The 21,265-nt window shown below is 67.6% G+C and carries 18 protein-coding genes; 11 read left to right on the top strand and 7 right to left on the bottom strand.

Annotated features, from left to right (window positions below):
• Positions 1 to 77 precede the first annotated feature (77 nt).
• Positions 78 to 725 carry a LysE family translocator gene (locus tag DIE08_RS25665; protein ID WP_124904261.1) on the top strand — a complete coding sequence of 216 codons (648 nt, stop codon included), beginning with the start codon at positions 78 to 80 and terminating at the stop codon, positions 723 to 725.
• 97 nt (positions 726 to 822) lie between these two features.
• On the opposite strand, the gene DIE08_RS25670 is transcribed toward DIE08_RS25665, so the two are convergent.
• The 4 genes from DIE08_RS25670 to DIE08_RS25685 form a co-directional block, all read right to left on the bottom strand.
• Positions 823 to 2,271: an APC family permease gene (locus DIE08_RS25670; RefSeq protein ID WP_124904263.1), complete on the bottom strand. Its 1,449-nt coding sequence runs from the start codon at positions 2,269 to 2,271 to the stop codon at positions 823 to 825.
• Between the two features lie 63 nt (positions 2,272 to 2,334).
• Positions 2,335 to 3,564: an SfnB family sulfur acquisition oxidoreductase gene (locus DIE08_RS25675; protein ID WP_124904265.1), complete on the bottom strand. Its 1,230-nt coding sequence runs from the start codon at positions 3,562 to 3,564 to the stop codon at positions 2,335 to 2,337.
• A 175-nt stretch (positions 3,565 to 3,739) separates the two neighbouring features.
• Complete coding sequence (gene sfnG / locus DIE08_RS25680; RefSeq protein WP_124904267.1) at positions 3,740 to 4,843, bottom strand: dimethylsulfone monooxygenase SfnG; 1,104 nt, start codon at positions 4,841 to 4,843, stop codon at positions 3,740 to 3,742.
• A 36-nt stretch (positions 4,844 to 4,879) separates the two neighbouring features.
• Positions 4,880 to 5,083: a hypothetical protein gene (locus tag DIE08_RS25685; protein WP_409360407.1), complete on the bottom strand. Its 204-nt coding sequence runs from the start codon at positions 5,081 to 5,083 to the stop codon at positions 4,880 to 4,882.
• Positions 5,084 to 5,541: 458 nt separating this feature from the next.
• Between DIE08_RS25685 and DIE08_RS25695 the strand changes: the two genes are divergently transcribed.
• Positions 5,542 to 6,666 (top strand): sigma-54-dependent Fis family transcriptional regulator, encoded by a 1,125-nt coding sequence (locus DIE08_RS25695; protein WP_124904269.1) that lies wholly within the window; start codon positions 5,542 to 5,544, stop codon positions 6,664 to 6,666.
• A gap of 165 nt (positions 6,667 to 6,831) precedes the next feature.
• Here DIE08_RS25695 and DIE08_RS25700 read toward each other — a convergent pair whose 3' ends face one another.
• The gene (locus DIE08_RS25700) at positions 6,832 to 8,028 is read right to left on the bottom strand and encodes a collagen-like triple helix repeat-containing protein (RefSeq protein ID WP_124904271.1); all 1,197 of its coding nucleotides are present in this window, start codon (positions 8,026 to 8,028) and stop codon (positions 6,832 to 6,834) included.
• A gap of 336 nt (positions 8,029 to 8,364) precedes the next feature.
• On the opposite strand from DIE08_RS25700, the gene DIE08_RS25705 reads away from it, so the two are divergent.
• The 9 genes from DIE08_RS25705 (at position 8,365) to DIE08_RS25745 (ending at position 17,865) form a co-directional block, all read left to right on the top strand.
• Entirely contained in the window at positions 8,365 to 10,074 is a 1,710-nt protein-coding gene (locus DIE08_RS25705; protein WP_124904273.1) for a dihydroxyacetone kinase family protein, read from the top strand.
• Positions 10,075 to 10,754: 680 nt separating this feature from the next.
• The gene (locus tag DIE08_RS25710) at positions 10,755 to 11,234 is read left to right on the top strand and encodes a MarR family winged helix-turn-helix transcriptional regulator (protein WP_124904275.1); all 480 of its coding nucleotides are present in this window, start codon (positions 10,755 to 10,757) and stop codon (positions 11,232 to 11,234) included.
• Complete coding sequence (locus DIE08_RS25715) at positions 11,231 to 13,381, top strand: FUSC family protein (RefSeq protein WP_124904277.1); 2,151 nt, start codon at positions 11,231 to 11,233, stop codon at positions 13,379 to 13,381. Before DIE08_RS25710 ends, DIE08_RS25715 begins: the two co-directional genes overlap by 4 nt.
• A 34-nt stretch (positions 13,382 to 13,415) precedes the next feature.
• Positions 13,416 to 13,628 (top strand): DUF1656 domain-containing protein, encoded by a 213-nt coding sequence (locus DIE08_RS25720; RefSeq protein ID WP_044849171.1) that lies wholly within the window; start codon positions 13,416 to 13,418, stop codon positions 13,626 to 13,628.
• 2 nt (positions 13,629 to 13,630) lie between these two features.
• Positions 13,631 to 14,602 carry an HlyD family secretion protein gene (locus tag DIE08_RS25725; protein ID WP_124904279.1) on the top strand — a complete coding sequence of 324 codons (972 nt, stop codon included), beginning with the start codon at positions 13,631 to 13,633 and terminating at the stop codon, positions 14,600 to 14,602.
• On the top strand, positions 14,599 to 16,098 hold the full coding sequence (locus DIE08_RS25730) for an efflux transporter outer membrane subunit (protein WP_124904281.1): 1,500 nt from the start codon (positions 14,599 to 14,601) through the stop codon (positions 16,096 to 16,098). The genes DIE08_RS25725 and DIE08_RS25730 overlap by 4 nt, the downstream gene beginning before the upstream one ends.
• 180 nt (positions 16,099 to 16,278) lie before the next feature.
• Positions 16,279 to 16,704, top strand: a complete 426-nt coding sequence (locus tag DIE08_RS25735) for a molybdopterin-binding protein (protein ID WP_124904283.1) — start codon at positions 16,279 to 16,281, stop codon at positions 16,702 to 16,704.
• Between the two features lie 86 nt (positions 16,705 to 16,790).
• Positions 16,791 to 17,381 (top strand): nitrogen fixation protein NifQ, encoded by a 591-nt coding sequence (locus tag DIE08_RS25740; protein ID WP_124904285.1) that lies wholly within the window; start codon positions 16,791 to 16,793, stop codon positions 17,379 to 17,381.
• A 118-nt stretch (positions 17,382 to 17,499) separates the two neighbouring features.
• Complete coding sequence (locus DIE08_RS25745; RefSeq protein ID WP_124904329.1) at positions 17,500 to 17,865, top strand: bleomycin resistance protein; 366 nt, start codon at positions 17,500 to 17,502, stop codon at positions 17,863 to 17,865.
• A gap of 129 nt (positions 17,866 to 17,994) precedes the next feature.
• Here the strand turns inward: DIE08_RS25745 and DIE08_RS25750 are convergent, their stop codons facing one another.
• Both DIE08_RS25750 and DIE08_RS25755 read right to left on the bottom strand, forming a co-directional pair.
• On the bottom strand, positions 17,995 to 19,056 hold the full coding sequence (locus DIE08_RS25750; protein ID WP_124904287.1) for a DMT family transporter: 1,062 nt from the start codon (positions 19,054 to 19,056) through the stop codon (positions 17,995 to 17,997).
• Positions 19,057 to 19,846: 790 nt separating this feature from the next.
• Positions 19,847 to 20,503: a ProQ/FinO family protein gene (locus DIE08_RS25755; protein ID WP_059600773.1), complete on the bottom strand. Its 657-nt coding sequence runs from the start codon at positions 20,501 to 20,503 to the stop codon at positions 19,847 to 19,849.
• Positions 20,504 to 21,265: the final 762 nt, after the last annotated feature.

Consider the following 21,265-nt stretch of genomic DNA (forward strand, 5'->3'; position numbering starts at 1 on the left):
AGTTTATCCCGTTTTACTGTTCATCTCCACGGTCGGACAATGAATCCCGTCAGCACTCGTTGCAGGAAGCGGAAAACATGCACACGTCCGGATCGCTCTACGGATTTCTCGCCATCGGCGGCATGCTCGCGGTCACGCCGGGGCCGAACATGGTCTACGTGATGTCGCGCTCGATCGCGCAAGGGCGCGCGGCCGGGCTCATTTCGCTGGCCGGCGTGATGATCGGTTACCTGATCTACATGTTCGGCGCGGCGTTCGGTATCACGACGCTGTTCATGAGCGTGCCTTATGCGGGCAGCGTGCTGGGCGCGATCGGTGCGGCCTACCTGCTGTACCTCGCTTGGCAGGCGGTCAGGCCCGGCGGCCGTTCGCCGTTCGAGGTGCGGACACTGCCGAACGAGCAGCCGCTGCGGCTGCTGGCGATGGGCGCGACGACCAGCGTGCTGAATCCGAAGCTCGCGATGCTGTTCGTGTCGCTGCTACCGCAATTCATCGACTACCGGCAAGGTAGTGTGTTCGGCCAGTCGCTGTTTCTCGGTTCACTGCTGATCGCCGCGTTCGCGTCGGCAAACGGGCTGGTGGCGATCTGCTCGAGCAGCATCGCGAAGTTCCTGCACGGGCGCCCGATGCTGCTGCTCGCGCAGCGCTGGGCGATGGGTCTTATCCTCGGCGGCCTCGGTGTGCAGATGGTTGTCGACGCATCGAAGATGGCGGGTGTGGCGTAATGGCCGCGAGTATGTCTGAAATGAAATCGGCCAGCAGACGCCACACTGCCGGCTGTCACGCACATCAAGCTTTGAACGCGCCGTCGATGCAGCGCATTCACTTCGTCAGCAGTTCGGCTTCCAGCTCGCGCAACCGTTCCGGAAACCGGACGCGCAGCACCAGAAACCACCCGAGCCCGATCGCCAGCAGCGCGACGAACACATAAGGCAGCCATGCGTAGACGCCTTCCGGCACCGGATACACGCTGCCGGCGAGCGGAATCGCGAGCAGCACGACGGCAACGACGCTGATCGCCACGTGCCGCGCGCGAAGCTTGCGCTGCCGGTGCAGATAAAGCGGCGCGCCGATCGCGACCAGCACGTAGGCGAGCAGCCAGCCATACGTCGCGATCGAGCTGAGATAGCCGTACGAATCGAGCAGCGCCGTGCCTCGCGCCGTCAACACCAGCGCGGTCGCCAGCGCCAGCGCCGCAATCAACGCGACTGCGACGTGCGGCGTCGCATTCGTCGCGTGCGCACGCCCGGTCGACGCATGCAGCACACCCTGCCGCCCGAACGTGTAGACGATCCGCGCCGCCGCATTGATCGACGAGAAGAACGCCGCGAAGAAGCTCAACGCCACCCCTGCGTCGATCAGCACGCCGATCCACCCGGCCCCCAGTCGATGCGCCAGCACCGCGAGCGGGCCGTCAACGCGGTCGAGCGGCGGCGTCTGGCCGTGGAATGCGCTCACCATTCCGTATGCGCCGATCACGAACAGGATCGCGGGCCCGACCACGCTGATCAGCACCGCGCGCGGAATCGCGCGAAACGGATCGCGCGCCTCGGCGCCGAGCACGGTCGCGCTCTCGAAACCCGTGAAGCTGAAGAACGCGAGCACCATCCCGAGCTGAAGCTGCGTCGGCTTCACGCCTTCGAGCGTCAGCTGTGCGCGATCGACCGGATGCGTGCCGAACGCGATCGTTGCGATCACGACGCCAGCGATCAACAGCAACGTCGCGAGTTCGACGAGCAGCGTGAAGCGCGTGGAAAGCCGGATGTCGCGAAACGCGATATACCACGCGGCGAACGCGGTAACGATCGTGAGGCCCAGCACCGTGCCGACCGGCGTCGCGCTGCCCAGCATCCCCGTTTCGCGGCCGAGCACGAGAAACGTGTTGATCGTTCCCTGCAGGATGCCTGCTGCTGCCACCGCATAGGCGATCAGCAGCGACCAGCCGCAGATGGCGCCCCAGATCGGTCCGATGCCGGCCGACACGTATGCGTACAGCGCGCCCGGCGACGCCGAATCCCGCGCGAACACCGAGATGCTCCACGACGAGAACAGCAGCGCGACGATGGCGAACACGTATGCAAGCCACGTGCCGTTACCGGCAGTCGCGAATACGGCAGGGATCAGCACGCCGATCCCGCCCGACACGCCGACGAGCCCGATCGACTGCGCAATCAGTTCGGGCAGGCTCAGGTAGTTGCGCCGCAGGCCGCCCGCCTGCGGCGCGGCGTCTTGCGCAGGCAGCGCCTGCGCGGATGTCGCTGGATAACTCATCGATTTGCCTCGTCAGGGATGAACCGGTGCGGCGTGCGCCGCGTCGGCGTCGGCGGCCGCCCGTCAATTCCAGGAATGGCGCGCAGGCTTCACGCCGTTCAGGTAGTAGTTGCCGATCGCGTGGTACTTCCAGCGCACCGGGTCGTGCAGTGTGTGCACGCGCGCGTTGCGCCAGTGGCGGTCGAAGTTGTATTTCGCCAGCGTCGATTTGCTGCCGCCGAGTTCGAACAGCTTGCTCGCGGCAAGCAGCGACACTTCGGTCGTCGCGATCTTCGCCTCGCCGACCGCGATAGCGGCCTGCGCGACCGCCTCCTCGCCCGGCTCGCGCTTCGCCGCGTCGACGAAGCGCCCCGAGCGCGCGAGCAGCGCTTCGGCCGCATGCACGCGGTACGCGATATCGCCGATCTGCGCGACCGTCAGCGGGTCCTCGCTCGCGCGTTCGACGCCGCTGTCGATCCACGGGCGCGCATGCTGCCGCACGAACGCGATCGTGTCCTGCAGCGCGGCGCGCGCGATGCCGAGGTCGATCGCGGCGGTCGTGATCTGCGCAAACGGGCCCGCGAAGGTCGGGCGGTCGTACGAACGCTGCGTGTGGAAGATCTCGATCGCGCTCACACGCACGTTCTCGACGATCACCGTGCCGCTCGCGGTCGTGCGTTGCCCGAAGCCGCTCCAGTCGTCCACCACGGTCAGCCCCGGCGCGCCCTGCCGCACGAACGCGAGCACCGCCTGGTCCGACTCGTCGAGCGCGAGCACCGGAATCCAGTGCGCGAACAGCGTGCCGGTCGAATAGAACTTGCGGCCGTTCAGCACGAACGCGTCGCCGTCGCGGCGCACGCGCGTCTGGATATCAAGCACGTTCTTGCCGCCGGCCTCGGAAAACGCATTGCCGTAGCGCGTGCCCTTCAGAACGAGATCGAAGAAGAAGCGCTTTTGCGCGTCGCTGCCTTCCAGGCGGATGTCCTCGATCAGGCAGTAGTGGTTCTGCGGTATCTGGCCGACCGACGGGTCCGCCTGCGACACGATCGCGATCACCTCGGCGAGCGTCACGCTCGACACCTCCGCGCCGCCGTATTCACGCGGGACGGTGATGCCCCACAGGCCGCTCGACGAGAACAGGTCGATCTCGTCGAACGGCAGTTTCCGCTCGCGGTCGCGCAGCGCGGCGTGCTCCGCCAGTCGCACCGCGACCTGGTGTGCGACGTCGATCGCTTCGGCGTCGGAGCCGATGACGGGAACGGACGTAGCGCCCGCTTGCGATTGCGTGTTTTCTTCGATGATTTCCGTCGACATGAAATTTCCGGCAAAGCTCTGGAATCGGTTGACGACGCCGTGCAGGCAGCCGCCGACCTCCTGTTTCGATATCCGAAACGTCAAACCGGATACGCTCACGATGGCCGCCGCCGGCGCACCCTTCGATCGTCCGGCGCGGCCCGCTTGACCGCCTGCGACTCGCTGGCCGCCTACCTCACGCGGCGACTGCCTGCCGCTGCGCCTCGAGTTCGCGCACGAGCGGCAGCACGCGCTGGCCGAAGTACTCGACTTCCTCGATGAAATGCAGGAACCCGGCGAGCACGAGATCGACGCCGATCGCCTTCAGCGCGACGATCCGCTCGGCGATCTGTTGCGGCGTGCCGATCAGGTTCGTGCGGAAACCGTCGTTGTACTGCACGAGATCCTCGAACGTGGATTTCGCCCAGCTGCCCTCGCCTTCCGGCGACGCCTTGCCGGCTTCCTTCGCCGCATCGCCAAACGCGTGCACGGCCTCGACGTGTGCGTGCCGGACGATGTCGTCGAGCACGGCCCGCGCCTCTTCCTCGGTGTCGCGCGCGATCACGAACGCGTTGACGCCGATCCGCACGCGGTGGTTGTTCGCGGCCGCCTTCGCGCGGATGTCGTCGATCTGCGCCTTCAGGTTCTCCGGCGTATTGCCGTTCGTGAAGTACCAGTCCGACACGCTGGCCGCGTTGTCGCGCGCCGCACGCGAACTGCCACCCTGGAAGATCTCCGGGTGCGGTTTCTGCACGGGCTTCGGGCTCAGCGTGTAATCGTTGAAGCGGTAGAAGTCGCCCTTGAATGTGAAATTGTCCTGCGTCCAGATGCCCTTCAGCGCCTGAATGAACTCCTTCGAGCGCCGATAGCGTTCGTCGTGCTCGAGCCACGGCTCACCGATCGCGGTGAATTCACCCTTGAACCAGCCGCTGACGACGTTGATCGCGATGCGTCCGTTCGAAATGTGGTCGATCGTCGCGAGCTGCTTTGCGACCACGGCCGGATGCCAGGGCCCCGGCAGGATCGCCGCGAGCACCTTCAGTTTGGTGGTCGCGTGCAGCAGCGCCTGGCTGAACGAGACCGACTCGTGCTGGTGTTCGGCGCCATAGCCGGCCGTGAAGCGGATCTGGCTCAACGCGTAGTCGAAGCCGGCCGCCTCGGCCGTGCGCGCGAGCTTCTGGTTGTATTCGAGGCTCCAGTCGGTACGCTGCTCGATCGTGCTGACGACGAGTCCGCCGCTGACGTTCGGCACCCAGTACGCGAATTTGACGCCGTCGGCCGGAGATTTGTGAATGCTCATGAGAGGTCCTGATCGAAGGGGGAAACGAAAGACGGGCTATGCGGCCGCGGCGGCAAGCGTTCTCGGACACAGTTGCGGCGCCGCACGCTCCATCGCGAGCGCGATGCGTACGCGCAGCGCGGGGTTCGCGAATTCGTAGTGGTCGAAATCGCTTTCGGCTACATACAGGTCGATCGGCAGCGTGCGTGACGGACGTTGCAGGCCGCCCGACAGGGCGACCACGTCGAGGGTGTTGCTCATGCCATGCGTTCCCGTTGTCAAGCCGCGCGTTGCCGCGCCGATACGGTGTGGGGTTCGCAAGGAGCGTGCCATTCTCGACGGATGCGCGATCGTGGAGATCATCTGCATCACGAAGTTTTATTCAATCGCCCATCGGGTAAGGCTTACGCGGACAAATAGCCAGCCATGGAAAGCGTTTCACCAATCGCATCGCATCGATATTCCACAGCGCGATGAACCGACGGAAACAGCGTTGCTGATGCGCTGCTGCTCAATCAGCAGTTTCGCGCCCTCCGTTCGTCGGATCGCTGCGATCGGACACCGTTTCATCCTGCACAGCAATCCGGCTTTCGTTATCAGAAATCGATGTTTCCCGTCCGGCCCAAAACACTGAACACTCTGATGACCAGGCAGCAACCGGACCGCGGCGCCAGTCGACGCTGGTTCGAACCGTTCGATCGACTCACGCCTTCATCGCCATGACCTCCCTGTTTGCAACGCTGCGTCCTGTCAACCTTCGTGTCGTCACAGCGCAGCCGGACGAATCGCGCGGCGCGCCCGTTCTCGAGCGCTCCACGCACCATGTGCGGGCCCGCGCCCGCGCGCCCGTGTTCGTCGACCCGCGTTCGCTCGCGCTGCTCGAACGCGTGCGGCTCGTCGCGCCGAGCGACGCAAACGTGCTGATCGTCGGCGAGACCGGCACCGGCAAGGAGTTGATCGCGCGCCAGGTGCACGACGGCAGCCATCGTTGCGGCGGCCCGTTCGTCGCCGTGAACTGCGGCGCGCTGTCCGACACGCTCGTCGACAGCGAACTGTTCGGTCATGAGAAAGGCGCATTCACGGGCGCGGTCGGCGCGAAGCCCGGCTGGTTCGAAGCCGCGAACGGCGGCACGCTGTTTCTCGACGAAATCGGCGACCTGCCGCTGTCGATGCAGGTCAAGCTGCTGCGCGTGCTGCAGGAGCGCGAGGTCGTGCGGCTCGGCTCGCGCACGGGCATTTCGATCGACGTGCGCGTGGTGGCCGCGACCAACGTCGACCTGCAGCAGGCGGTGATGGACGGACGGTTTCGCGGCGACCTGTTCTACCGGCTCAACGTCGTGCGGCTCGACGTGCCGAGGTTGCGCGAACGGCCGGGCGACATCCTGCCGCTCGCGCGCCACTTCTTCGACGAATACCGCAGCCGCCTCGGCCATGGGCCGCGCAGCATCGACCCGCGCGCGGCGCGCCGGCTCGAAGCACATTCGTGGCCCGGCAATATCCGCGAACTGGAGAACGTGATCCATCACGCGCTGCTGGTGAGCCGCCACGATGCGCTGCAGGACACCGACCTGAACCTGTCGTCGTCATGCGTGCCGGCCGTGGCTGCCGGCGTGCGGGAAGCGGTAGGTCGCGTGCCCGCTCAGGATGCGCTCGAACTGGCACTGTGCGCGCTGTTCGACGAGGCGCACGAGAACCTGTTCGAACGCATCGAGGATACCGTGATGCGGGTCGCGTTCGATTTCAGTCACCGCAACCAGATCCAGGCCGCGCGACTGCTCGGCATCAGCCGGAACGTGTTGCGTGCGCGGCTGATTCGCGCGAAGGTGATCGCGGCGGTCAAGTAAGCGCGATCGTGCGGCTGCATGCGCTGCCGCGAGTCAGCAATGCGGGCGGCGGACGCTTCGGCACGTCGCAATTCATCGCCGGCATGAGCTGGCGAAGCCGACGCGCGACTCGCCTCCGCAACGGCGAGCAGCGCGTGGTCCAGCTGCTCGCCGTGCGGTACGCCACTATTTCCCGACGCCGCCCGTCACGCCGCCGAGCAACGATGTAACGGGGGCGAGCGGATTCGCCGAGGAACCCGCTCCGCCCGCCGCGCCACCGAGCGTGCCGGTGACCGTCGACACGAGATTCGTCACCGGCGCCAGCGGGCTCGCCGCGCCGGCACCGTTCGTGCCGCCGAGCGCACCGGTCAGCGACCCGAGCGGCGTCGAGCCGAGCCCCGACAGCAAGCCGCCGAGCGGGCCGGACGGGCTCGAACCGTTCGACGGACCGTTCTGCACGGTGGCGACGGAAGCGCCCGCAAGACTCACGATCAGCCCGGGAATCGGCGCGACGCCGTTCGGACCGTTGTAGTTCACGAGTCCACCCGCGTTCGTGACGGTATTGCCGATCGCGCCGACGAGCGCCCCCACCGAGCCGACGGCTGGCTGTGACGAAACGGATCCCATCCGCGAGCCCGTCGTCGCCAGCGCGCTGCCGACCTGCCCAAGCAAGCCTGCCACCGGCTGCCCGAGGCCCGTGGTCGCGCCAATCTGTTGCGTCGCCTGACCGGCCGTGATGACCAGCGGTGTGACGGCCGAACTGAGCGGCTGCGTGACCTGCTGCACGGCACCCGATGCCAGCGTCGCGCCGACCGTGTTGCCCGCCGCGCCGAGTCCGCCGGCCACGGTGTCGAGCACCGCGCCGACGGGTGTCGTCACCGGCGCGAGCGGCGCCAGCGGCCCCGAGCCGAGCGCGCGGACGGTCTGCGCGAGGCCCGCAACCGGATTCGCCGTTGCGCCGACGACGTCGCCGAGGCCGGCGACCGTCGTACCGACCGGGTTGGACGTCGAACCGATCTTGCCGAGCCCGTCGCTGAGCGCATCGGCCGCGGCGCGCGAAATCGTGCTGACGCTCGAGATCGTGTCGCCTGCGCTGCGCGTCACGGTATTCCCGAGGACCGGTAACGACATCGCGCTGACGGTCGAGCCGACGCCGGCCGCGAGCGCGCCCGCGGTACTCACGACGCCGCGCGTGCCGGGGGCGCCGCTGGTGCCCCAACCGCCGTCGGGGGTGTTGCTGTCGGGCGTATTGCCGCCGATGGTTGCGCCGCCGGTGCTCGCGGCCGCGCTCGACGGCGCGGCGACGTCGGTGCCGCCACAGGCGGCCAGCATGCCGGCGGCGGCGAGCAACGCCGTGAACGTGACAATGCGGGTTCGATACATGGTGGTCTCCTCGCGGTCCAGGCGATGGAATGTTCGATTGAGGACCGGAGGAGAATCAGCATTTTCCATGCCATTGGCGCCAATCGAACGGGCCGTCCCGCCGCCACGCCAGCATCCGCGCGCCCGTGCAAGCGCCTGCCCGCGATCACGATCGATACATTTCTGGCCCATGAGCGGCTCTGTTTTCGTTACATTCGTGCTACGAATGCTTCGATGTTACGTAACGCCGGCCGCGGCACGCCGCATTCGGCGCGGCGCCTACCATTCACAGTACGAAAACCGACGGCACCGCATGCGTGCCGCCGGGCCTCGGCCCACCGTCAGGAACCCGTTGCCATGAAAAAGCTCGTGAACCACCCGTCCGCTGTCGTGCGCGAAATGCTCGAAGGCATCGCGCGGCAATCGCCGCATGTCGCGATCCTCGGCGACGAGCAAGTGCTCGTGCGCCAGCCGCTGCCCGAGCCGTCGCAGCGCCCCGTCGCGATCGTATCCGGCGGCGGTAGCGGTCACGAGCCCGCGCACGGCGGCTATGTCGGCGAAGGGATGCTGAGCGCGGCCGTCTGCGGCGAAGTGTTTACGTCGCCCCCGACCGACGCCGTGCTCGCCGCGATCCGCGCGTGCGCCGGCCCGAACGGCGCGCTGCTCGTCGTGAAGAACTACACGGGCGATCGCCTCAATTTCGGGCTGGCCGCCGAACTCGCGCGAGCCGAGGGCATTCCGGTGGAGACCGTGATCGTCGCCGACGACGTGTCGCTGCGCGGCCGCGTCGAGCGCGGGCAGCGACGCGGAATCGCGGGCACCGTGCTGATCCACAAGCTGGCCGGCGCGGCCGCCGCGCGCGGGTTGCCGCTTGCCCGCGTCGCGGCAATCGCGCGCGACGCGGCGGCCGAACTCGGCACGATGGGCGTCGCGCTCGACGGCTGCACGATCCCCGGCGCCGACAAGTCGGGATTCAGCCTCGCCGATCACGAGATCGAACTCGGCCTCGGCATCCACGGCGAGAAAGGCGTCGAGCGCACCGCGCCACAGGCGGCCGACGCGTTGGTCGAGACGCTGCTGTCGAGTATCGTCGCCGACCTCGTGCTCGATCGCGGCGAACGCGTCGCGCTGCTCGTCAACGGTCTCGGCGCGACGCCGGACATGGAACTGGCGATCGTGCTGCGCGCCGCGTACGACAACCTGAGCCGGCGCGGCATCACCGTCGCGCGGGCATGGGGCGGCACGTTTCTGTCGGCGCTGAACATGCCCGGTTGCTCGATCTCGCTGCTGCGGCTGAACGACGAACGCGTGGCCCTGCTCGACGCGCCGACGCACGCGCGCGCATGGCCCGGCGGCGGCGCCGTCAACGCGCAGATCCGGGTGGCTGCGGCTGCCGCGCCCGACCAGCCGCTGCCGCAGCTCGATGCGGCCGGCCACGCGTGGGCGGCGCGGCTGCAGCCGGCGCTGCACGCGATCGCGCAAGCGTTGATCGACAACGAAGCCACGCTGACGGAACTCGACACGGCCGCCGGCGACGGCGATCTCGGCGCGAGCATGCATCGCGCCGCGCAGGCGATCCTCGCGTTGCCGGAAGCCGCATACGGCACGCCGGCCGGCACGCTCGCGGCGCTGGGCACCGCGTTGCGCCGCGCGATCGCGGGCAGTTCGGGGCCGTTCTATGCGACCGCGCTGCTGCGCGCGTCGCGGCGGCTCGCCGATGCTGCGGATACCGCCGCACCGTCGGCACGCGACTGGGCTGCGGCATTGCGCAGCGCGGCGGATGCGATCTCCGAACTGGGCGGCGCACGTGCCGGCGATCGGACGATGCTCGATGCGCTGGTGCCGGCCGCCGATGCGTTCGATCGCGCGCTCGATCATGATCGCGACCCAGCTGGCGCATTGGCGCAAGCCATCGAGGCGGCCGAACACGGCGCGCAACGAACGGCCGGCATGACGCCGCGCGCGGGGCGTGCGAGCTATCTCGGCGAACGCGCGATCGGCACGCCGGATGGCGGCGCGGTGGCGGTCGCATGCTGGCTGCGCGCGTTGTTGCCGCACGTGCGCTAAACAGCGGTCGAGGGCTGCGCGAGCCAACGCGCGCAGGCCCTCGTGCGAGACGCATACTCCATGCGGAAGCCTGATCGCTGCACCGCGCGACCACGCGATCGAACTCATTGTGGCCCCGGCGCGGCAACGCCGGAACTGGCAATGACGCGCGTCGTGTGTCGCGAACCGGAGAACGCACACGCCCGCGATCGTCGCGAGCGCGGCGTTGCATGCCGCATCCGTCGTCTCCGCACCGATGCACACGCGCACCGCGTTCGGCCGCTCGGTGCAGCCGACGAGGAACGGATCGGGCGACGTCACCTCGATGTCTCCGTCGTTGCTTCCACATGGTCGCTCAGAAAGAGTGCAATCGTGTGCGGAACCGGGACGGTGCGGCGCGCGTGGCGTGATCCGGTTGGTTGGCGTGGCCGGTGCGCGGTCATCCAGGATCGCATCGGGCTTACAACGTCCCTACAACCCTAGGCCGACAGCCAACCCGCCACGTGCGATCGCCGCGTTCGAGCCGGATTGCAGGCGATGCATAAGAATCCGCCGCACGCTTGCAATCTGACAACTTGACCATCCCCGGATCGACCGCCTAAATTGCTCGTTGCAGATCGGCGCCCCGGCGTGCGGCATGACATGCGGATGACACAAACGATAGTTTGCTATCGAATGTTTTTGCCCCTATCATCTCGCCCATGACCAACCTGCACGACCTCCGCCTCGCCGTCAGCAGCCTGCTGGTGCTCACCGCGCGCAAATGGCGCCGCACGAGCGACACCGTGTTGACGGCGTACAACGTGTCCGAAGCGTGCGCGACGCCGTTGCTGATTGCCGGCCGCCTCGGCGAAGGCGTGCGCCAGGGCACGCTCGCCGAACACGTCGGTATCGAGGGGCCGTCGCTCGTGCGCCTGCTCGACCAGCTGTGCGCGGCCGGCCTCGCTCGCCGCGACGAGGATCCGCACGACCGCCGCGCGAAGACGATCTCGCTGACGGCCGCCGGCCGCGCGGTCACCGCGAAGATGGAGGAAGACCTGCGCATGCTGCGCGCCCAGGTTCTCAAGGGCGTCACGCGTGCCGATCTCGAAGCGACGCTGCGCGTGCTGAATGCGTTCAACGCGGCCGATGCGCAGCATCCGGCATCGCGTCCGTCTAATCCCGCCGATTCCGCGTCATGACCTATCCGAGCCTTCGCGACTGGCTGTTCTCGGGCAAGACGTTCGCCGCGTCGATGCTGGCGTTGTACCTCGGCCTGTATTTCCAGCTGCCGCGCCCTTACTGGGCAATGGCGAGCGTCTATATCGTGTCGAACCCGTTCGTCGGCGCCACGCGCTCGAAGGCGCTGTATCGCGCGCTCGGCACCGCGCTCGGCGCGGCCGCCGCGATCCTGTTCGTGCCGCCGTTCGTCGAGACGCCGTTCCTGTTCAGCATCATCGTCGCGACCTGGTGCGGCACGCTGCTCTACCTGGCGATCTCCGACCGCACTGCGCGCAGCTACGTGTTCATGCTCGCCGGCTATACGATGCCGCTGGTCGCGCTGCCGACAGTGACCGATCCGTCGACGATCTTCGACGTCGCGATTGCGCGGACCGAGGAAATCGTGCTCGGCATCGTGTGTGCGAGCGTGGTCGGCAGCGCCGTGTTCCCGAACCGGCTCGCGCCCACGCTGATCGAGCGCACCGACGCATGGTTCAAGGACGCCGCGTTCTACGGCCGCGAGACGCTGTCGGGGCATATCGCGGGCAAGGCGTTGTCGGCATGCCGGCAACGCCTCGCCGCGACCATCACCGGCCTCGAGTTCCTCTTGAGCCAGCTGAGCTACGACCATGCGCACCCGCGCGTGCTCGCTCGTGCGCAGGCGCTCGCGGGCCGCATGCAGCTGTTCCTGCCGCTGATGTCCTCGCTCGCCGATCCGCTGATCGCGCTGATGCGCGACCTGCACGTGCGACCGCCGGCACTCGACGCGCTGCTCGCCGACGCGGCAAAGTGGTTCGACGCGCCGTTGCCGGCCGTGAAGGCCGGCACCGACGGCGATGTGGCCCACGATCCGGTCGCGGACAATCTGCGCGAGCGCATCGCGTCGCTGCAGCCGTCCGACAGCGCGCTCGCGAGCTGGGACGGTGCGCTGCTGTCGAACGCGCTGTGGCGGCTGCATCAGGTCATCGACATCTGGCAGGACTGCCGCTCGCTGCGTGCGCTGATCGCGAATGAGTCGGGTGTCTGGCAGCCGCGTTACCGACACTGGCGGCTCGGCGGCACCGAGCGCTTCTTCGATCGCGGGATGATGCTGTTCTCGACGCTCACCGTCGTGCTCGCGATCGTGTTCGCATGCTCGCTTTGGATCTCGTCAGGCTGGCACGACGGTGCCGCGGCCGTCACGCTCGTGGCCGTGTCGTGCAGCTTCTTCGCCGCGCTCGACGAACCCGCGCCGCTGGTGTTCAAGTTCTTTCTGTCGACGGCCGCGAGCGTCGTGTTCGCCGGGTTGTACCTGTTCGTCGTGCTGCCGCACGTGCACGACTTCCCGATGCTCGTGCTGATGTTCGCGGGGCCGTTCATCCTGATCGGCACGCTGCTGCCGCGCCCGCAGTTCAACATGGTGACGATGCTCGTCGCGGTGAACACCGCCACCTTCATCAGCATCCAGAGCGCGTACGATGCCGATTTCTTCGTGTTCCTGAACAGCAACCTCGCGGGCGTCGCCGGGCTGCTGTTCGCGTACGTGTGGACGCGCGCGACCCGTCCGTTCGGCGCGGAACTCGCGGTGCGGCGCCTGCTGCGTTCGGGCTGGGAAGACGTCGCGCGCTCCGCGTCGACGCAGCCGCTCGACGACCAGCGCAACCACGCATCGCGCATGCTCGATCGCGTCACACAGCTGCTGCCGCGCCTCGGTGCGTCGGACGACCACCGCCATCCGTCGATCGAGAGCTTCCGCGACCTGCGCATCGCGCTGAACGCGCTCGACCTGCGCCGCTCGCGCCGCAAGCTGACAGGCGACGTGCCCGACGCGATCGACCGCGTGCTGGCCGGCGTCACCGATCACTACGCGCGCTGCGCGGCCGCGAATGCGCGACAGCCTGCACCGCCGGCGTTGCTCGGATTGATCGACGACGCGCTGCAGCGCGTGGCCGGCCGCAACCTGCCCGGCACGTCGGCCGCATCGGCGGGCGACGGCACGACGCACGACGCTCCCGCGGCGGCGCCCACGCCCGCGACACACCGCCGGCTGCACGATACGCTTCACGCGCTCGTCGGCTTGCGCCTGTCGCTGTACCCGGCCGCGTCCGCGCAGCCGCCGCATGCCGCAACGGACGGAGCGCGCGCATGATCCCGCTTTCCAACCTGTCTTTCCGACCGCGACCATGATCGGCGAAATCGACATCTTCGGCGTATTCGTGCCGGCTCCGCTCGTGCTGATGCTGATCGCCTACCTGATCAACATCGTCGTGCGCGCACTGCTCGAACGCGTCGGCTTTTACCGCCTCGTCTGGCACCGTTCGATCTTCGACCTCGGCATCTACGTGTTTGTGCTTGCCGCAGTCGTCATCGTGTCTCACCATCTCGTGGCTAGCTAACCATGAAAAAAACCTGGCTCTCGGCAGGGCAGATCCTGCTCACCCTGATCGTCGTCGTCGTGGCCGCCCTCGTACTGTGGCGGATCATCAACTACTACATGTTCTCGCCGTGGACACGCGACGGCCACGTGCGCGCCGACGTGATCCAGGTCGCGCCCGACGTGTCGGGGCTCATCACCGCGGTGCAGGTCGCCGACAACCAGGAGGTGAAGCGCGGCCAGGTGCTGTTCGTGATCGACCAGGCCCGCTACACGCTCGCGGAGCGGCTGGCCGAAGCGACGCTCGCGCAACGCCGTGCGACGCTCGCTCAGGCAAAGCGCGAATATGCGCGCAACCTGCAGCTCGGCAACCTGGTCGCCAGCGAGCAGGTCGAGGAAAGCCGCACGCGCGTCGAGCAGGGCGAAGCCGCCGCCGCCGATGCACAGGTGTCGCTCGACACCGCGAAGCTCAATCTGCAGCGCACGACGATCGTGAGCCCCGTCGACGGCTACCTGAACGACCGCGCGCCGCGCGTCGGCGAATACGTGCCGGCTGGCCGCGCGGTGCTGTCCGTTGTCGACCGCAACTCGTTCCGCGTTGACGGCTACTTCGAGGAAACCAAGCTGCGCGGCATCCAAATCGGCCAGCCGGTCGACATCGTCGTGATGGGCGAGCCGCATCCGCTGCGTGGCCATGTACAGAGCATCGTCGCCGCGATCGAGGATCGCGACCGCACGCAAGGCGCGAACCTGCTGCCGAACGTGAACCCCGCATTCAGCTGGGTGCGGCTCGCGCAGCGCGTGCCGGTGCGCGTCGTGCTCGACGAGGTGCCAGACGACTTCCGGATGATCGCCGGTCGCACCGCGACCGTCGCGGTGCGCACCCACACGCGCCGCGACGACAATGCGAAGCTGGCTGCCGGCGCCTCCGCGGCAGCCGTGCCGCCTGCGGCATCCGCACACGCGGCCGTCAGCGCGACGGGAGCATCGCAATGAAGCGGCACGGCTTGCGCCTCGCGGCGGCACTCGCGCCGCTCGCGCTCGCACTCGGCGCGTGCAAATCCGTCGGCCCCGACTACAAACTGCCCCAGCAGGCATACGTGAATGCGCCGCTCGCGAACCACGCGCTCGACGACGCGAACGGCACGCTCGTGTCGCGCGATGCGGTGCCCGGCAACTGGTGGCAGCTGTACGACGATCCCGTGCTCGATGAACTCGTGCGCAGTGCGCTGAAATCGAACACCGACCTGCGCGTCGCCGCGGCCAACCTCGCGCGTTCGCGCGCAGCGCTGGAAGTCGCGAACGAGCAAGGCGGCTTCTCCGGCAGCGCGGAAGCAGCCGTGCAGCGTGCGCAGGAATCGGCCGAGCAATATCTGCTCGAAAACAAGCTGCCGGTCGTGAACGAAGGCGCGGTCGGCATCAGCGTGTCATACGAGCTCGATCTGTTCGGCAAGCTGCGGCGCGGCGTCGAGGCCGCGCGCGCGGACAGCGAAGCCGTGCAAGCGGCCGCCGACCTCGCGCGCATCACCGTCGTCGCGGACGTCGTGCGTGCGTACGTCGAATCATGCTCCGCCGGCGACGAACTCGCGATCGCGAAGCAGTCGCTCGCGCTGCAGCAGCAGCGCGTGAAGCTGTCGCAGCGCCTGCGCGACGCGGGACGCGGCAACCAGACCGACGTCACGCGCGGCGTCACGCAGGTGCGCACGCTCGCGGCCGACATCCCGCGCTTCGAAGGCCGCCGCAAGATCGCGCAATACCAGCTCGCCGCGCTGCTCGCGCGTTCGCCCGCCGACCTGCCGAAGCGGGTCGCCGAATGCGAGCGCCTGCCGAAGCTGCGCCAGCCGATTCCGATCGGTGACGGTGCCGCGCTGCTGCGCCGCCGTCCCGACGTTCGCGAAGCCGAGCGTCAGCTCGCCGCCTCGACCGCGCGGATCGGCGTCGCGACCGCCGCGCTGTATCCGTCGATCAGCATCGGCGCGTCCGCCGGTTCGGTCGGCGTCGCCGCCGACCTGTTCTCTTCCACCACGAATCGCTGGTCGTTCGGACCGCTGATCAGCTGGTCGTTCCCGATCAACGGCCAGCGCGCGCGCGTGCGCGAAGCGGAAGCGGCGACCGGCGGCGCGCTCGCGCACTTCGACGGCGTCGTGCTGAACGCGCTGCGCGAAACGCAGTCGAGCCTCGCGGCCTATGCGGCCGACGTGCAACGCACCGATGCGCTGCGCACGGCCTACGAATCGGCGCGTAGTTCCGCTGACGAAACGCACCGGCTGTATGCCGCCGGCCGCGAGTCGTTCATTTCGGATCTCGATGCGACGCGCACGCTGACGAGCGTGCGTGCGCAGGTCGCCGCAGCCGAAGGCCAGGTCGCCGCCGACCAGGTGAAGTTGTTCCTCGCGCTCGGCGGCGGATGGGAAGGCGATGGAACGGCCGCTGCGGCGCAGCAGACCTCGGCGGCGGGGGCGCCGGCTGCCGCGTCGGCCGCTGTAAAGTAAGCGCGCGCGGGGCGGCACGGCGTACACGAAATGCCTGTTGTCGCGCAGCATCGTGCGCGGTTTCGCATGTCCAGTATGCCGATGCCGACGTCGCGCTTCACCTGCATTGCCGGTAAACTCGTCCGCGGTTTCCGCCATTCGCTCGCCGCCCGCCGGGCGGCCCTTTCCCGGAGAGTCATCATGCGCACCAGCGCCCGCAATCAATTCGCCGGCCAGATCAGCGCCGTCAAGCCCGGTGCCGTCAACGACGAAATCACGCTGCGTACCGAGGACGGCCTCGACATCGTCGCCGTGATTACGCACGGAAGCGTAGCATCGCTCGGTCTCGCGGCCGGCGCGAAGGCCTTCGCGCTCGTCAAGGCATCGTCGGTGATCGTGATGGTCGACATCGACAGCAGCAAGGTGTCGGCGCGAAACAGTGTCGCGGGCACCGTGTCGTCGATCGCGAAGGGCGCGGTCAATTCGGAAGTCGTGATCAAGGCCGCAGGTGGTACGGAGATCGTCGCGATCGTCACCAACGACAGCGTCGATCGTCTCGGCCTCGCAAGCGGCAAGGCCGCGTCCGCGCTCTTCAAGGCGTCGAGCGTGATCGTCGGGGTCGAGTGATCGCCCGGTCGATCGTGCAACGACGTCCCGCCATTCGCCGCGCCCGGGGGGGCGCGCAACGCGCGGCCGGCTTGCAGGCGCATACGATGACGTCTGCGCTCGAGCATGCGCATCGGCGCATATTGCAAGCGCTGCTGTCCGGCGCGGCCGACGCCGATTCCCCGGATGCAAGTCTGTTCGGTGAGCTCATTGCGGCACGTGCATGCCGCAATGAGCTCGCGCTGCTCGGCCTGTCTCCCGCCCGGTTGAGCGGCCTGCTTGAGCGCCAGTTTCCGCACCTGAATTCCACCGATGCGGCCGCGTTCGTGCCGGTGCTCACCATCGCACCGCTGCCGGCCGTGCACGCGCGGTTCGTCGCGACGCTGCACGCGCTGCTGATGCGGGATGCGCATCCCGCCGCCGCGCACGACGATGCCGACTGCGTCGCTGCAATCGTCGCGCATGCGTGCCTGCGCCCCGATCACCTGTGGCGCGATCTTGGTCTTGACGGACGCGACGCGGTCACCGCGATGCTCGATCGCTATTTCCCCGCGTTTGCCGCACGCAATGTCGCGCAGCTGCGCTGGAAGAAATTCCTCGCCCAGGAAGTGGCCGCATCGCTTGGCCTCCAGCCCGGGCCCGCGCCCGGATGCCCGGGCTGCGAGGATTTCGAATTCTGCTTTCCCCCGGGACGATAATCGCGACCGCGGCCTGCGCGGCTTGCCGGTGCGCATCGTTTGACCGATGATGCGCGCCATCCGTCCGCGCATTTTCCCACGCGTTCGTTCGACCGCAACGCTCATTGGAGAAACAGCCTTGACCGACTTTGCGAGTCCCAATCTGCCGTCGCGCGATTTCGAAGCCACGTCGCTGTTCTACGCGAAGCTCGGGTTCGTCGAAACCTGGCGCGACGATGGCTGGATGATCCTCAGACGCGGCGATCTGCTGCTGGAATTCTTTCCGCATCCCGGTCTCGATCCGGCCACGAGCTGGTTCAGTTGCTGTTTCCGGCTCGCTGACGTCGGTGCGTTTTTCGACGAGGTACTCGCCGCCGGCATTCCGGAGCAGACGACCGGCTGTCCACGCGCGCATCGACCGAAGCGCGAAGGATGGGGCGGTACCGTCGGCGCGTTGATCGACCCGGACGGGTCATTGATCCGATTGATTCAGACGGAAGACTGAGTCGCGACCGGCCGGCCGCATCGAGCAACGCCGACGCGGCGCCGCGGGCACCCAATAACGTCCCCATAAACCGGTACCTTTGCGATGCGCATTGCACGCAGCGCGCGTCATTCTGCTTTGCCGCGCAAATCAGTGCCGATGGCGGTGGTGAATGTCCGGGAAATGCGCGTGACTGTGCGTGATCGGCAGGTGCACGTGCGGATGCGTGTGCGGTGCATCGCCATCGTACGGAAAATCGTGCGTGTGCTGATGATGTTCGTCGTGCCGATGCCGGTGCGTATGCTCGAGTCGTTCATGCGCGTGCTCGTGTTCGTGCCGTTCACGCACGTGCAACCAGATGCCGAGCGCCATCAACGCGGCCGCGATCCAGAACGTGACGGACGGCAGAGCCGGCCAGATCAGCAGCGACAGCACGACGCCGAACAGCGGCGCCACCGAAAAATACGCACCCGTGCGCGCGCTGCCGAGATGGCGCAGCGCCACGACGAACAACACGAGACTGATCCCGTAGCCGCCGAGGCCGGTCAGCATCGCGGCGGCCGCGGCCGGAATGGCGGGCAGCGCCGCGCCGGTCGCGAGCGCAATGCCGATGTTCACGGGCCCGGCGACCAGGCCTTTCGCGCACGCGATGACCATCGCATCGTTCGCGGCGACCTTGCGGGTCAGGTTGTTGTCGATCGCCCAGCACAGGCATGCGCCGGCAATCAGCAACGCGCCAATCGGCACGCCCGCGCGCCCCGGGCCCCACGACAGCAGCGTGCCGCCGGCGACGATCGCAAGCATGCCGAGAAACACCTGAAGATCCACGTTCTCGCGAAACACGACCCACGCGATGACCGCCGTCAGCACGCCTTCGAGATTGAGCAACAACGCACTCGTCGCAGCCGGTGTGCTCGACAGCCCGAGCATCAGCAGCGCCGGGCCCGCGACGCCGCCGGCCGCGATCGCGCCGGCAAGCCACGGCAGATCCGAGCGTTGCAGCGGCGCGGCGTTCTCGGCCGGCGCGCGGCGGCGGTGCAACCCGCGCAGCAGGATCCCGACGCCGAGGCCGATCCCGCTGCCGAGATAGAACAGGCCGGCGACCATGAACGGCGACATCGCGCCGATCAGTGCCTTGGCTAGCGGCGTCGCGGCGCCGAACAGCGCGGCGGCGGTGAGTGCGACGAGGATCGCGGAATGTCTCGGAATCATGATGCGGTCTTTGCGTAGAGCATTGTGCGTATGGAATCGGCAAGCTTCGTGTGATGCAGTGGCGCGTACGGTTCGCCAGATGCCATTCAATTTCGGGGAATGTCGGGCGAGTTGCGCTGGCTTTGAGGTACCTGTCGCGTCATGCGGTGCCGGCAACGTGCCGGCCCGACGATTCGTGCTGGGGAGATTATCGCGCGTGTGTCACGGGTCGCCAACTGACGGACGGGCGACCGTGCGGTGCGTCCGGACATTACCCCGTGGTCTGTCGAATACGGCCGCACCTCACGTTTGACAGCGGCTCACGTGCGAGAAATTCGCGTAGGGGCGAATCCGGTTTTCACCTGGAATCCAACCACATTAGGAAAACGAATTATTGTGATGAAACACGAGTGGATGGGCGTGGGTCACCAACACGATGACACACGCGTCGGCCGTCTGTCCGCAAGCATCGATGCGCAGCCGCGCGCGACGCCCGTCTACGCAACGTTCGCCGGGTTGCGGCGCCACCGCGTATTCATGATGCACGCCGCCCCTGATCGATATCCCGTCGCCTCGCCATGCTTGCGCGGTGTGACAGATAGCTTGCGCACACGGCGTCCACTGACACGCTTTCGTCGTCGGGTCACTTGGCAGTTCGATGAGGATTGGGTGAGGCTGACTGGCTGTGCCGCCAGCGGCGGCAGTCCCGACCTGCCCCGGAGGACAGGTCGGTCTGTCATGTGATGTGATGCGCTGCATGCGCGGCGCAGGCAGGCCGTCACCGCGCGGTCGCGCGGCGACACATCGCGCGTTACTCGCTCGCGGCCGTTTGCTGCTCGGGCTGCGGTGCTGCGTCTTCCGGTGCTTCCGCGGTCGCCTGCTGCGGCGCGGCGGCGGCCTGCGCTTCCACCTTCGGCTGCTGCGGTGCGCCCTTCGCCGCTTGTGCGCCACCCTTGTTGCCCGGACGGCGCGACTTCAGCCGGCGCGCACGCGCCGCGTCGTCGTGCGTCACGCGCCCCGCTTCGTTACCTTGCAGATCGACCCGCACCGCGTCTTCGACGAGACACGACCAGTAACGATTGCCGCGGCACCACGTGGACATCGCCTCGCGCAGCTCGGCCTCGCTCAGGCCGACGGCTTGCGCCTCGCGAGCGAGGTCGTCCCAGATACCGACCTTCAGCGGCACCTTCGGAGCCGGATTCTTCGGGAACGCGCGCGGGAACCGGCGCTGCAGTTTGCCGATCGCAACGATGACCGGATCGACCGGCGTCGACGGCTTCGCCGAAGCGGGCTTCGCGCCGGACGACGCTTTCGCCCCGGCACCCGATTTGGCCCCCCGAGCTGGCCGGTCGCCGGATTTCGGCTTCGCGCCTGCGTCCGGTTGCGTAGCCGGTCGCTTCGCGTTGCGCTCCTGCTTGGCCTTTGCTGCGAGCTGCGCCCGCAATTCGGCAAGTTGTTCAAAACCCATAAATTCAATCCACCAGGAATATAAGGTGTGGTTCGTGCAGCCATTCCGCACATCGGCGTTCGCCGCATCGCCTGCGGCGCGTCTGCCACCGACGCGGATCATTGCGGGGCCGCATCGCCACCACCACTGTTTCAGGCACCCGGCCACGATGCCGGACAAAGGCAGGAGTGGAAGTATACCGGTACCCGCGGCCGCCGGTTGACTCACCGGTTCGCATTTGACGGATCCGGGGGAACGAGAATGCGTCCGCGCGGTCGTGTTGCGCATTATGGCGGCGTTTTCTCGGTAGATCGACACTCGCGTTACGTAGTGTCGTTTCCGGTACTCTCGGCTTCAGTGCGCCGGTCACGCGACGCATCGGTTACTCCACAGTCCGAAATGGCGAGCGATGGTACGGATAGCGAAGACGCCAAATTCTGCCGACTCGCATCGTCCGGAAGACCGGGCTTTCGCATACGATCCGTGCGGCGTGGCGAGTGTGCATCGATCTCTGCCGCCACGCTATTAGTTGCGCCCGCATCGATCGTCGAGCGTACGACGGCATCGGAAAGTGAGCAGTATGGGCTGGCTCGACAGTTGCCATGCGTATGGCGCTTCACGCGATCTCGTGAAAAGCCTGTGGCCCGAATACCATCAGCCGCCAGTGTCGACAAAGGCCAACTAGGGCATCGACATTCCATGGTGCCGCTGCCGCAAACGAGGATGCAATTCGCACGAGCAGTGTCTCGCGAAAATTGCGCGTCGCCGGAATTCGCTGCAATC

It is taken from the genome of Burkholderia sp. Bp9004 (assembly GCF_003858025.1).
In the GTDB taxonomy this organism is placed as follows: Bacteria; Pseudomonadota; Gammaproteobacteria; order Burkholderiales; family Burkholderiaceae; genus Burkholderia; species Burkholderia diffusa.

Coding starts and splice junctions, on each gene's coding strand:
- DIE08_RS25665 (WP_124904261.1), top strand. CDS start 78: ATGCACACGTCCGGATCGCTCTACGGATTTCTCGCCATCGGCGGCATG.
- DIE08_RS25670 (WP_124904263.1), bottom strand. CDS start 2,271: ATGAGTTATCCAGCGACATCCGCGCAGGCGCTGCCTGCGCAAGACGCC.
- DIE08_RS25675 (WP_124904265.1), bottom strand. CDS start 3,564: ATGTCGACGGAAATCATCGAAGAAAACACGCAATCGCAAGCGGGCGCT.
- sfnG (WP_124904267.1), bottom strand. CDS start 4,843: ATGAGCATTCACAAATCTCCGGCCGACGGCGTCAAATTCGCGTACTGG.
- DIE08_RS25685 (WP_409360407.1), bottom strand. CDS start 5,083: ATGAGCAACACCCTCGACGTGGTCGCCCTGTCGGGCGGCCTGCAACGT.
- DIE08_RS25695 (WP_124904269.1), top strand. CDS start 5,542: ATGACCTCCCTGTTTGCAACGCTGCGTCCTGTCAACCTTCGTGTCGTC.
- DIE08_RS25700 (WP_124904271.1), bottom strand. CDS start 8,028: ATGTATCGAACCCGCATTGTCACGTTCACGGCGTTGCTCGCCGCCGCC.
- DIE08_RS25705 (WP_124904273.1), top strand. CDS start 8,365: ATGAAAAAGCTCGTGAACCACCCGTCCGCTGTCGTGCGCGAAATGCTC.
- DIE08_RS25710 (WP_124904275.1), top strand. CDS start 10,755: ATGACCAACCTGCACGACCTCCGCCTCGCCGTCAGCAGCCTGCTGGTG.
- DIE08_RS25715 (WP_124904277.1), top strand. CDS start 11,231: ATGACCTATCCGAGCCTTCGCGACTGGCTGTTCTCGGGCAAGACGTTC.
- DIE08_RS25720 (WP_044849171.1), top strand. CDS start 13,416: ATGATCGGCGAAATCGACATCTTCGGCGTATTCGTGCCGGCTCCGCTC.
- DIE08_RS25725 (WP_124904279.1), top strand. CDS start 13,631: ATGAAAAAAACCTGGCTCTCGGCAGGGCAGATCCTGCTCACCCTGATC.
- DIE08_RS25730 (WP_124904281.1), top strand. CDS start 14,599: ATGAAGCGGCACGGCTTGCGCCTCGCGGCGGCACTCGCGCCGCTCGCG.
- DIE08_RS25735 (WP_124904283.1), top strand. CDS start 16,279: ATGCGCACCAGCGCCCGCAATCAATTCGCCGGCCAGATCAGCGCCGTC.
- DIE08_RS25740 (WP_124904285.1), top strand. CDS start 16,791: ATGACGTCTGCGCTCGAGCATGCGCATCGGCGCATATTGCAAGCGCTG.
- DIE08_RS25750 (WP_124904287.1), bottom strand. CDS start 19,056: ATGATTCCGAGACATTCCGCGATCCTCGTCGCACTCACCGCCGCCGCG.
- DIE08_RS25755 (WP_059600773.1), bottom strand. CDS start 20,503: ATGGGTTTTGAACAACTTGCCGAATTGCGGGCGCAGCTCGCAGCAAAG.